This is a genomic window from Actinotalea sp. Marseille-Q4924, from assembly GCF_916618755.1.
GTDB lineage: Bacteria > Actinomycetota > Actinomycetes > Actinomycetales > Cellulomonadaceae > Actinotalea.
Genome location: NZ_CAKAKB010000002.1, coordinates 479844 through 491854 on the forward strand (window position 1 = coordinate 479844; position 12011 = coordinate 491854).

At 73.3% G+C, this 12011-nt stretch carries 9 protein-coding genes; 8 read left to right on the plus strand and 1 reads right to left on the minus strand.

Annotation, left to right across the window (positions count from 1 at the left end; translation table 11 throughout):
• Nucleotides 1-15 precede the first annotated feature (15 nt).
• Nucleotides 16-969, plus strand: coding sequence for an NAD(P)-dependent oxidoreductase (locus LG379_RS06440; RefSeq protein ID WP_225753757.1), 954 nt, complete (start codon nucleotides 16-18; stop codon nucleotides 967-969).
• Nucleotides 966-2582: a glycoside hydrolase family 43 protein gene (locus LG379_RS06445; protein ID WP_225753758.1), complete on the plus strand. Its 1617-nt coding sequence runs from the start codon at nucleotides 966-968 to the stop codon at nucleotides 2580-2582. The genes LG379_RS06440 and LG379_RS06445 overlap by 4 nt, the downstream gene beginning before the upstream one ends.
• Here the strand turns inward: LG379_RS06445 and LG379_RS06450 are convergent.
• Nucleotides 2579-3637, minus strand: coding sequence for a LacI family DNA-binding transcriptional regulator (locus tag LG379_RS06450; protein WP_225753759.1), 1059 nt, complete (start codon nucleotides 3635-3637; stop codon nucleotides 2579-2581). The genes LG379_RS06445 and LG379_RS06450 overlap by 4 nt on opposite strands.
• Nucleotides 3638-3905: 268 nt before the next feature.
• On the opposite strand from LG379_RS06450, the gene LG379_RS06455 reads away from it, so the two are divergent.
• From LG379_RS06455 to LG379_RS06480, 6 genes are all read left to right on the plus strand, one after another.
• On the plus strand, nucleotides 3906-5210 hold the full coding sequence (locus tag LG379_RS06455) for an extracellular solute-binding protein (RefSeq protein WP_225753760.1): 1305 nt from the start codon (nucleotides 3906-3908) through the stop codon (nucleotides 5208-5210).
• 5 nt (nucleotides 5211-5215) lie between these two features.
• The gene (locus LG379_RS06460; protein WP_225753761.1) at nucleotides 5216-6235 is read left to right on the plus strand and encodes a carbohydrate ABC transporter permease; all 1020 of its coding nucleotides are present in this window, start codon (nucleotides 5216-5218) and stop codon (nucleotides 6233-6235) included.
• Nucleotides 6235-7131 (plus strand): carbohydrate ABC transporter permease, encoded by an 897-nt coding sequence (locus LG379_RS06465; RefSeq protein ID WP_225753762.1) that lies wholly within the window; start codon nucleotides 6235-6237, stop codon nucleotides 7129-7131. Before LG379_RS06460 ends, LG379_RS06465 begins: the two co-directional genes overlap by 1 nt.
• Nucleotides 7132-7296: 165 nt before the next feature.
• A complete protein-coding gene (locus tag LG379_RS06470) occupies nucleotides 7297-9693 on the plus strand; it encodes a glycoside hydrolase family 3 N-terminal domain-containing protein (protein ID WP_225753813.1) in 2397 nt (798 codons plus the stop codon).
• On the plus strand, nucleotides 9690-11234 hold the full coding sequence (locus tag LG379_RS06475; protein WP_225753763.1) for a glycoside hydrolase family 43 protein: 1545 nt from the start codon (nucleotides 9690-9692) through the stop codon (nucleotides 11232-11234). The genes LG379_RS06470 and LG379_RS06475 overlap by 4 nt, the downstream gene beginning before the upstream one ends.
• 31 nt (nucleotides 11235-11265) lie before the next feature.
• On the plus strand, nucleotides 11266-11916 hold the full coding sequence (locus tag LG379_RS06480) for a VOC family protein (RefSeq protein ID WP_225753764.1): 651 nt from the start codon (nucleotides 11266-11268) through the stop codon (nucleotides 11914-11916).
• The last annotated feature ends 95 nt before the right edge of the window (nucleotides 11917-12011 follow it).

Consider the following 12011-nt stretch of genomic DNA (forward strand, 5'->3'; position numbering starts at 1 on the left):
ACCAGGATGGCCCCGATGCTCACCGTGACCCTCGCCCACCCGGGCGTCCTCGAAGCCCTGCGGCGGGACCCGGACCTGCTCCCGCCCGGTGTGCGGCTCGTCGCCTGGGACCCCGCCGACGCCCTGCCCGACGACGTGCCGGCGGCGGACGTCGACGTCGTCGTGCTCGCCCGGGCGGACCGCGAGCGGCTGGAGCGCCTCCACGCGCTGCCGGCCCTGCGGGTCGTCCAGCTCCCGAGCGCGGGCTACGAGCACGCCGTGCCGCACGCACCGGGGAGCGCGGCGCTGTGCAACGCCCGCGGCGTGCACGACGCGGGAACGGCCGAGCTCGCCGTCGCCCTGCTGCTCGCGTCCCAGCGCGGCATCGACGACGCCGTGCGCGACGCCCAGGAGGGGCGCTGGCGCCCGCAGGAGCGCCGGTCGCTCGCGGACCGGCGTGTCATGGTCCTCGGCCACGGCTCGATCGGGGCGGCCGTCGCCCGCCGCCTCGAGCCCTTCGAGGTCGACGTCGTGCGGGTCGCGAGCCGCCCCCGGACCGAGGACGGTGCTCCGGTCCACGGGGTGCAGGAGCTGGGGGGCCTGCTGCCCACGGTCGACGCGGTCGTGGCGGTGCTGCCGCTGACGGAGGCCACGCGGGGGCTGCTCGGGGCCGAGGCACTGGCGGCGCTGCCCGACGGCGCCGTCGTCGTCAACGTGGGGCGGGGCGCCGTCGTCGACACGGACGCCCTCGTGGCGGAGGTGTCCACCGGACGCCTGCGCGCGGCACTCGACGTCGTCGACCCCGAGCCCCTCCCGGCCGACCACCCGCTGTGGCGCGCCCCGGGTGTCGTCCTGACCCCGCACGTCGGCGGTCACACCGACGCGACGATCCCGCGGATGGCCGACCTGGTGCGTCGGCAGGTCGCCGCGCTGGTCGCGGGCGCGCCACCCCTCAACGTCGTCCGCGCCGTGCAGGAGGCGGCTCCGTGACGGGTCGGCCCGGCGCCCCGGTGCCGCACGGGGCGGCCCCGCCCCTCGGTCGCACGTTCCGCAACCCCGTGCTGCCGGGGTGCCACCCGGACCCGACGATCTGCCGGGTGGGGGACGACTACTGGCTCGTGTCGTCGTCCTTCGAGTACGTGCCCGGCCTGCCCGTCCACCACAGCCGCGACCTCGTCCACTGGCGACCGGTGGGCCACGTCGTCGACCGCCCGTCGCAGCTGTCGCTGCACGACGTCGAGGCCTCGCGCGGCCTGTACGCCCCGACGCTGCGGCACCACGCCGGCACGTTCTACCTGACCAGCACGGTCGTGCGGCACGGCGGCGACGAGCCGTCGGGCAGCTTCGTCATGACGGCCACGGACCCGGCAGGCCCGTGGTCGGACCCGGTGTGGCTGGAGGCCGAGGGCATCGACCCGGCCCTGTTCTTCGACGACGACGGTCGCGCCTGGTGCACGGGCATGCGCGAGAGCCGCCCCATGGCGTGGGAGGGCCAGACGGAGATCTGGCTGCGCGAGCTGGACCTGGGCACCCTGCGCCTCGTCGGCCCGGAGCACGTCCTGTGGAGCGGTGCGCTGCAGGGCGCGGTGTGGGCGGAGGGGCCGCGGCTGTTCAAGGTCGAGGGCCGGTACGTCCTCGTGGCGGCGGAGGGCGGCACCGAGCACACCCACGCCGTCACCGTCGCCCGCGCCGACCGGGTGACCGGTCCGTACCGGGGCAGCCCGTCGAACCCCGTCCTCACCCACCGCCACCTGGGTCGCTCGCACCCGGTGGTCGGGGTCGGGCACGCGGACCTCGTCGAGCTCCCGGACCACTCCTGGTGGGCCGTGGTCATGGGGTCCAGGCCGTACGGCGGCCTGTACGAGAACCTCGGCCGGGAGACGTTCCTCGTGCCGGTCGTGTGGGAGCAGGGCTGGCCGGTCTTCGCGCCGGGCGTCGGCCAGGTCTGCCAGGTGGAGGTCGCCCCGTCGCTGCCGTCGCACGCGTGGCCGGATCTCCCGGTGCGCGACGCGTTCACCGACGGGCTCGGGCCCGTGTGGACGTCGGTGCGCGGCCCGGCCGAGGAGTTCTGCCGTGCGCTGCCGGACGGGGGGCTGGAGCTGGCGCTGCGGTCGCCCACGCTCGCCGACGACGTGCCGTGCGCGTTCCTCGGCCGGCGCCAGCAGCACGTGGACGTGGACGTCCGGGCCAGGATCCGGTTCGAGCCGGCCACCGGGGACGAGTGGGCCGGGCTCGCCGTGCGGCAGTCCGACACGCACAGCTACCTCGTCGTCGTCGCCGGGCCCGACAGCGTCGGTGGCCCGCGGCGCGTGCTCGTGGTGCGCCGCCTGGAGGGGCGGCGCACGGTCCTGCACTCCGAGCCGGTGCCTGACGGCCCCGTGGAGCTGGCACTGCACGTGCGCGGGCAGGACTACGCGGCCGTGCTCACGGACGCCTCCGGCGCCGCGCGGGACCTGGCCACGTTGGACGGCCGCATGCTCGACAGCCGCGTCGAGGAGAGCTTCGTCGGCGTGTGGATCGGGGTGTACGGGACCAGCAACGGGATGCCGACGGACTCCTCGGCCACCGTGGAGTGGTTCGAGTACCGACCGGTCGGGTCCTAGGGCCGCGCCGCGCCCCCTGCTGCTCGGGCGCGGGACGACGGCGTGCCGGCGGGCACCGTGGCGGTCGTCCCGCGCTGCACCAGCCGGGTGGGCAGCCGGAGGTGGGGCGTCGGTACCTCGCGCCCGGCCATGAGCTCGACCAGCAGGCCGATCGCCTCCGAGCCCATCCGCTGGATGGGCTGGGCGACCGTCGTCAGCGGGGGAGTGGTCGCGGCCGCCTCCGGCACGTCGTCGAAGCCGACGACCGAGAGGTCACCCGGCACGGCGATGCCCACGTCGGCGGCGGCCTCGAGCGTGGCGATCGCCATGAGGTCGTTCGCCGCGAAGACGGCCGTCGGCCGGTCGGCGAGCTCCAGGATCTCGTGCGCCGGGCGGTCCGCCGTCTCGCGCCGGTACCCACCCACGCGGACGAGCGCCGGGTCGACGGGCACCTGGGCGCGCTCCATCGCCAGCCGGAAGCCCTCCTCGCGCAGACGTGAGCTCTCCAGGTCGGTGCGGCCGCCGAGGAAGGCGATCCGCCGGTGCCCGAGCGCCAGGAGGTGCTCCGTGGCGGACACGGCGCCGGCGAGGTTGTCGGAGTCGACGGTCGGCAGCCCGGACGGGCCGGCGTGGGGGTCGATCGCCACGACGGGGACCCCGTCGTGCACCTCCACGACGGTCGGCGTGACGATCACGGCTCCGTCGATGAGGGTGCCGCTGAGCCGCGAGAGGGACCGACGCTCCCACCCGACGAGGTTGCCGGACGCGCCGCCGCCGGAGTACGCGAGGAGCTCGTAGCCCGTGCCCGCGACCGCCTGCGACACGCCCTTGAGGATCTCGGTGCTGAACGGCTCGAACTCGGCCACGAGGATCCCGATGACGTTCGTGCGGTGGCTGCGCAGGCTCCGGGCGACGAGGGAGGACTCGTACCCCAGGCTCGAGATGACCTCCTGGACGCGCTCGCTCGTCGCCTGCGCGACGCCGTAGCGACTGTTGATCACCTTGGACACCGTCGCGACGGACACGCCTGCGGTGCGCGCCACGTCGTTGATGGTCACGCGGGTGCCTCTGCTCACGTTGGACAGCGTAGCGTGTCGAAAACGTTATCGATAACGGTTGACACGCCCCCGGAGAAGTTGAGAGTGTCGTACCCGTCAACCTGTCGAAGACGAGAGGGGTGCCCGCTGACGCGAGGCACCCGGAACGCATGCGGCCGTAGATCGACCCCACCCGGACGACGGAAGGACCCGTCGGCACTCCCCCCGGGTCGGGCGTCGAGGCGGACGCCGGCCTCGAAGCGGGACGAACCCGTCCCACACGGCAACTCAACGAAGAGGACGATTGATGAGCACACGCAAGGCCATGATGGTCCCCGCGGCGATCACCGTCGCCGCGCTCCTCGCCGCTTGCGGTGGCGGGGACAGCACCTCCGGCGGCTCGGACTCGGGCGGCGAGGGCGGCGGCGACGTCGAGCTCACCTTCTGGCACAACTCGACGACCGGACCGGGCGCGGAGTACTGGGACGAGACGGCGGCGATGTTCGAGGAGGAGACCGGCATCAAGGTCAACATCCAGGCCGTCCAGAACGAGGACATGGACGGCAAGCTCCAGACCGCCCTGAACTCGGGCGACGCACCGGACGTCTTCATGGCGCGCGGCGGCGGCAAGCTCGCCGACATCGTCGAGGCGGGCCAGGCGCTCGACCTCACCGACCTGATCGACGACGACGTCCGTGACGCGGTCGGCGGCACGCTCAACGCGTTCACCGTCGACGGCAAGGTCTACGGCATGCCGACGTCGGTCCTGCCGGGCGGCATCTACTACAACAAGGCGATGTTCGAGGAGGCCGGCATCGAGGGCACGCCCACGACGGTCGCCGAGCTCGAGGACGCCGTCGCGAAGCTCAAGGGCATCGGCGTCGACCCGATCGCACTCGGTGGCAAGGCGGCGTGGCCGGCGGCCCACTGGTACTACTTCTTCGCCCTGCGCACCTGCTCGCAGGAGGCCATGGAGGCCGACGCCGCCGCGGTCCAGTTCGAGGACCCGTGCTGGGAGCAGGCGGCCCAGGAGCTGCAGGACTTCGCGAGTGTCGAGCCGTTCAACCCCGGCTTCCTCACCACCGACGCCCAGGGCAGCGCAGCGTCGTCGGCAGGCATGATCGCCAACGAGCAGGCTGCGATGGAGCTCATGGGTGCGTGGAACCCGGGCGTCATCGCCGACCTCACCCCGGACAAGCAGCCGATGGAGGACCTCGGCTGGTTCCCGTTCCCGGAGGTCGAGGGCGGCGAGGGTGACCCGACCGCGATGATGGGTGGCGTCGACGGCTACGCCTGCTGGGCGCAGGCTCCCGCCGAGGAGTGCGCCGCGTTCCTCAACTTCTACATGTCCCAGGAGCGGCAGGAGGCGTACGCCGAGGCGTTCGTGACGCTGCCCGCGAGCCAGGAGGCCCAGGGCGTCGTGACGGACCCGGCTCTGGTCGACATCCTCGAGGCGTACAACGAGGCCGCGTACGTGCAGGTGTGGCTCGACACGGCGTTCGGTCAGAACGTCGGCAACGCGCTCAACGCCGGGGTCGTCGAGATGCTCGCCGGTAACGGCACGCCCGAGGGCATCGTCTCCGCGGTCAACGACGCGGCGGCCAGGGGCTAGGTCCCATGAGTGACTCCCAGGGCGACAACACGCTCACGACGACGTCGCCCCAGGGCCCCTCCGGGGCCGGGGACGGTGCCACCACGGCGCCGTCCCCGGCTCTCCGGGGACGGCGACGAGGGCCGGACTGGCGCAAGCGCGCCGAGATCGCGGTCCTCGCGGGGCCCGCCATCCTCGTCTTCGTCTCCTTCGTCATCCTCCCCGTCGTCATGGCGGCCTACTACGGGTTCTACCGGTGGAACGGCTACGGCCCGCCGCAGGACTTCGTGGGCCTCGGGAACTACCTGACGATCCTCCAGGACAGCGACTTCCACGACGCGCTCCTGCACAACGGCTTCATCGTGGTCCTGTCCCTGGTGCTCCAGGGTCCGGCCGCCATCGCGCTCGCCCTCCTGCTCAACCAGCGCATGCGCGGCCGTTCGCTCATCCGAGTGCTGATCTTCGTGCCGTACGTCATCGCCGAGGTCATCGTCGGGACCGGGTGGAGCCTCATGCTCCGCAGCGGCGGCGCCTTCGACGACGTCCTGGAGAAGCTGGGACTCGGCAGCCTGTCCGTCGACTGGCTCGCGGACCCGGACGTGGCGATCTGGACGCTGATGGCGATCATCACGTGGAAGTACATCGGCTTCGCCGTGATCCTCTTCCTCGCCGGGCTGCAGAGCATCCCCGAGGAGCTCTTCGAGGCGGCGGCGATCGACGGCGCGTCCTACTGGAAGATCCAGCGACGCATCACCCTGCCCCTGCTCGGGCCGACGATCCGCATCTGGGCCTTCCTGTCCATCATCGGGTCGCTGCAGCTCTTCGACCTCGTCTACATCATCTGGGGGCAGTACGTGGCGCCGACCGCCGGCACGTCGACGATGGCGACGTACATGGTCGTCAACGGCCGGAACGCCGGGAGCTACGGCTTCGGCAACGCCGTCGCTGTCGTCCTGTTCCTCATCTCGCTGGTCATCGCCCTCGTCTACCAGCGCTACGTGCTCCGGCGTGACACCGAGGGTGCGCTGACGGAAGGGAAGAAGTGATGAGCGCGAGCACCGTCGCCCCACCGCCGCTGTCGGCCAGCAGGCCCGCCGAGCGCCGCCGCGGCCGCGGTCGCGGCCGCCTCGGGCGGAGCGGCCCGATGACCTACGTCATCGCCTTCTTCTTCGTCGGTCTGTGCATCGGACCCGTCCTCTACATCATCCTCGGCGGGTTCCGGAGCAACTCGCAGATCATCACGAGCCCGTCCGGCTTCCCGGACCCGTGGGAGGTGGGCAACTACCTCAGCGTGCTGCAGAGCTCGATCTTCTGGCGTCAGATGGGCAACTCGGCGATCAGCGCGGTCGCGACCACGGCCGGCGTCGTCGTCCTCGGGGTCATGGCGAGCTACGTGCTGGCCCGCTACCAGTTCCGGGGCAGGACCGCGATGTACTCGCTGTTCGCCGCCGGCCTCATGTTCCCGATGACGGTCGCCATCACGCCGCTGTACATCCTGGTCCGCGACCTCGGCCTGACCAACAGCCTGGCGGGCGTCATCATCCCGCAGATCGCCTTCGCCCTGCCGGTGACGATCATCATCCTCGTGCCGTTCCTCCGGGCGATCCCCAAGGAGCTCGAGGAGGCCGCCGCGATCGACGGGGCCGGCCGGCTCGGGTTCTTCTTCCGGATGGTGGTGCCGCTGTCCGTGCCCGGGGTCATCACCGTCGGGATCCTCGCGTTCGTCGCGAGCTGGAACAGCTACATGCTCCCGCTCTTCATCCTCAACAACGAGGCGCAGTACACCCTGCCGCTCGGCGTGCAGGCGTTCGCGGCGCAGTACTCCGTGGACACGGCCCGGGTGCTCGCCTTCACGTCGCTGTCGATGATCCCCGCACTGATCTTCTTCTCGCTCTTCGAGCGGCGGATCGTGGGCGGGCTCACCGGCGCCGTCAAGGGCTGACCGCTGTCCGGGGCCCGGCGCACCGGGCCCCGGCGGCACGTCATCCGCACCCGCGCGCGTCATCCGCACCCGGGCGCCCCATCCGACGCCGCCGTCCCGCGGCCCGGCCGCGCCCCTCGCCCTGTGCTCGACAAGGAGAACGTCCCGGTGGACCAACCCCCCGCCATGCCCCAGGTGTCCGACCGCGTCAGAGACCTGCACGCCCGGATGACCCTCGAGGAGAAGCTGGCCCAGATCGTCGGCTACTGGCTCGACCAGAACGGCACCGTGGCCCCGATGCAGTCCGAGATGGCCTCGGGGCAGAAGGACCCGGGTCTCCTGCGTGAGGTCACCGAGCACGGGATCGGCCACTACACCCGCGTGTACGGCACCCGTCCCGTCGACCCTGTGGAGCGGGCCGGCTGGCTCTGGGCGGAGCAGCGCAGGCTGAAGCGCGAGACGCGTCTCGGCATCCCGGCGCTCGTCCACGAGGAGTGCCTCACGGGCCTGGCGGCGTGGCGTGCCGCGACCTTCCCGACGCCGTTGGCGTGGGGCGCGTCCTTCGACCCGGAGCTCGTGCGCGAGGTCGGCCGGGCCATCGGCGGCTCGATGCGCACCCTGGGCGTCCACCAGGGCCTCGCGCCCGTCCTCGACGTCGTCCGCGACCCGCGCTGGGGGCGGGTCGACGAGTGCATCGGGGAGGACCCGTACCTGGTCGGCACGGTGGGGACCGCCTACGTCCGCGGGCTCCAGGAGAGCGGGGTGCACGCCACGCTCAAGCACTTCGCCGGCTACTCCGGGTCGATCGCCGGACGCAACCACGCGCCCGTGGCCGCCGGACCCCGCGAGATCGCGGACGTCTACCTCCCGCCGTTCGAGATGGCGGTCCTCGAGGGCGGCGCCCGGTCGGTCATGAACTCGTACGCCGAGCTCGACGGCGTGCCCGTGGCGGCGAGCGAGGAGCTCCTGACGGAGCTGCTGCGGGAGCGGTGGGGGTTCGACGGCGTGGTCGTCGCCGACTACTTCGCCGTGGCGTTCCTCGAGGTGATGCACCGGGTGGCGGCCGACCGGGGCGAGGCAGCGGCACAGGCGCTGCGCGCCGGGATCGACGTGGAGCTGCCGACGGGCGACGCGTACCTGGAGCCGCTCGCCGAGCAGGTGCGGTCCGGGGCGCTCGCCGAGGCCTACGTGGACCGCGCCGTGCTCCGCGCGCTCCAGCAGAAGGAGGACCTCGGCCTGCTCGACCCCGACGCGTTCGAGGACGAGCCACCCCGGGCGGTCGACCTCGACCCCCCGGAGCACCGTGCGCTGGCGCGGCGGCTCGCGGAGGAGTCCGTCGTCCTCCTCGCGAACGACGGGACGCTGCCGCTGGGCGGATGGGAGACGCCGCCGTCGCGCGTCGCCGTCATCGGACCGAACGCGGCCCGGGCCGACGCACTCATGGGGTGCTACTCCTTCGTCAACCACGTCCTGCCGCACCACCCCGGCGTCGCGGCGGGGATCGACATCCCGTCGGTGGCGGACGCCCTTCCGGCGGCCTTCGCGACCGCGGGCCTCCCCGCACCCCAGCTGGTCGTGGTGGAGGGCTGCACCGTCGACGGCGACGAGCAGGAGTTCGACGAGGCCGTCGACGCCGCCTCCGGCGCGGACCTCGCCGTCGTCGTCGTGGGCGACCACGCCGGGCTCTTCGGTCGGGGGACCGTGGGCGAGGGCAACGACGCGGAGTCCCTCGACCTGCCGGGGGCACAGCGACGCATGGTCGAGGCGGTGGTGGCGACGGGGACCCCGGTGGTCCTGGTCCTCGTCACGGGTCGCCCGTACGCCGTCGGGTGGGCGCTCGACGCCGACGGACCCGCTCCGGCGGCCGTCCTCCAGGCCTTCTTCCCCGGTGAGGAGGGAGGCGCGGCGATCGCCGACGTCCTCACGGGCTCCGTGAACCCGTCGGGACGGCTGCCGGTGTCGTTGCCCCGCAGCACGGGTGCCCAGCCGTACACCTACCTGCACCCGGTGCTCGGCGGGCCGTCCGACGTGACGTCGGCCGACTCCTCCCCGACCCGGCCGTTCGGTTTCGGGCTGTCGTACACCGCGTTCACGTACGCGGACCTCGCGGTGGACCGGTCCGTCGCCGCCGGCAAGGCCTTCGACGCGGCCGTCACGGTCACCAACACCGGCACGGTGGCCGGGTCGGACGTCGTCCAGCTCTACGGCCACGACGTGCAGGGCACGGTGACGCGACCCGTCGAGCAGCTCCTCGGGTACGCCCGCGTCACGCTGGCGCCGGGGGAGTCCGTGCGCCTCACCTTCCGTGTCCCCACCGGTCGGTTCGCCTTCTCGGACCGCCGCATGGTCCGGGTGGTGGAGCCGGGCGACGTCCAGGTCTGGGCGGCCTCGCACGCCGGTGCGTCCCACGACGGCTCGGCGACGGACGGGACGACGGGCGGGGCCATCCCCAGCCGGGAACGGCAGGGGCTGTCGGTGCCGGGCACCGCGACGCCGCGCGCGGTCGTCGCCATCGTCGGTGACCTCCACGAGGTCTCCTTGCTGGACCCGCGGACCGTCCAGGTCGATCGGGCCCGGGTGTGACGAGCGTCGGCAACCCCATCCTGCCCGGCTGCCACCCGGACCCGTCGATCTGCCGCGTCGGGGACACCTTCTACCTGGTGACCTCGACGTTCGAGTACCTCCCGGGCCTACCGGTCTTCCGGAGCCGTGACCTCGCGCACTGGGAGCGGATCGGCCACGTCGTCGACCGGCCCGGGCAGCTCGACTACACGGGCATCGCCTCGTCCGGCGGGCTGTACGCGCCGACGCTGCGGCACCACGGCGGCCTGTTCTGGCTGGTCTGCACGCTCGTCGACCAGGGCGACGACTCCCGTGGTGGCAACTTCCTCATGACGGCGCAGGACCCGTCCGGTCCGTGGTCGGACCCCGTCTGGCTGGAGGCCGACGGCATCGACCCGTCGATCTTCTTCGACGACGACGGCCGTGCGTGGGTCCACGGGACACGGCTCGCCCGTGAGCCCGAGTGGTTCCACCAGACCGAGGTGTGGCTGCGTGAGCTCGACCTGGAGCGGAGGGAGCTCGTCGGACCGGAGCACGTCCTGTGGACCGGCGCGCTCAAGGGCGCCGTCTGGGCGGAGGGCCCGCACCTGTACAAGGTCGACGGCCGCTACCTCCTCCTCGCCGCCGAGGGCGGCACGGAGATCCACCACGCCGTGTGCGTCGCCCGGGCGGACACCGTCACGGGCCCGTACGAGGGCAGCCGGGCCAACCCGGTGCTGACCCATCGCGACCTCGGCCGCAGCGCCGACGTCGTCGGGGTCGGCCACGCCGACCTCGTCCAGGGTGCCGACGGCTCCTGGTGGGCGGTGCTCCTCGGGATGCGTCCCTACGGCGGGTACCACTACAACCTCGGCCGGGAGACCTTCCTCGTGCCCGTCACGTGGGAGGACGGCTGGCCGCTCTTCGCGCCGGGGACGGGCCGGGTCACCCCGACGGTCGAGGTCCCCGCGGCCGTCACGGCGTCCGACGACGGCGCGACCTCAGGCGTCGTGGCAGCGCACGACCTCCGCTGGACCGCCGTGCGTGCGCTGCCGCAGGAGGTCGCGGTCCCTCATGGCGAGGGCTGGGAGCTGCCCGTCAGGCCGGCCACGCTCGCGGACCTCGACGTGCCGGCATTCCTGGGGCTGCGTCAGCAGCACCGCGACGTCGACGTCTCGGCGGTCCTGGTGGCCGGACCCGGGCCGCAGGACGAGGTCGGTCTGGCCGTCCGCCAGTCCGAGAAGCAGCACGTGCTCCTCCATGTGACCGGCGGCGAGGAGCGGCGAGCGGTCGCCGTCCGGGTCGACGACGGGTCCCGCACGGTGCTGGGCGAGGTGCCTGTTCACGGTGGGAGCGACCGCGTCCGCCTCAGCGTCTCGGCGCGCGGCCAGGACTACGCGCTCCTGGTCCAGGAGGAGGGCGCGGAGCCCGTCCACGTCGCCACGGCGGACGGGCGGTGGCTCGACAGCGTCACCACCGGGGGCTTCCTCGGTCTCTGGATCGGCGTCTACGCCACCAGCACGGGACGGCCCACCACGGCGAGCGTGACGGTCGAGCAGGTGACGTACGTCCCTCAGGGGTGAGCACCGCCCCCCGCGGTGCGACCATGACGGCATGGACCTCTCCCACGCCGACGTCACCGCCGCCGTCGACCCGCGCCACTGGCGTGTCGTGCTCGGCCGGCTCCAGGCCACGTTCCGCACCGGCAGCTTCGTGCGCGGTGCCGAGCTCGTGTCGCGCGTCACCGAGGCGGCGGAGGAGGCGGGGCACCACCCCGACGTCGTGCTGCGGTACCCGGCCGTGACGCTCACCCTCGTCTCGCACGACGTCGGCCGGCTCACCGACCGCGACATCGCGCTGGCGCGGCGCATCAGCGCGCTCGCCGACGAGGCGGGCCTCGAGGCCGACGTCACGGCACCGCGGATGCTCGAGATCGCCGTCGACGCCCTCGACATCCCCGCCGTGCTGCCGTTCTGGCGCGCCGTCCTGGGCTACGTCGACGACCCGCACCGGCCGGGGCAGCTCGTGGACCCGGCCGGGACCGGCCCGACGGTCTGGTTCCAGCAGATGGATGCGCCCCGGCCGCAGCGGAACCGGCTGCACGTGGACGTCGACGTGCCGCACGACCTCGCCGAGCGCCGCATCGCCGAGGCGGTGGCCGCCGGCGGACGCGTCGTCGGCGACGAGCGCGCGCCCGCCTTCTGGGTGCTCGCCGACCCCGAGGGCAACGAGGCGTGCGTGTGCACCTGGCAGGGACGGGACTGACGCGGACCAGCCGACGGCCCGGCGTGCTGGGCGCCCCGGCGCGGTCGACGGCTGTCGGTCCGCACTGCGGCCGCTCCGGTGCGCCCCGTGGTCGC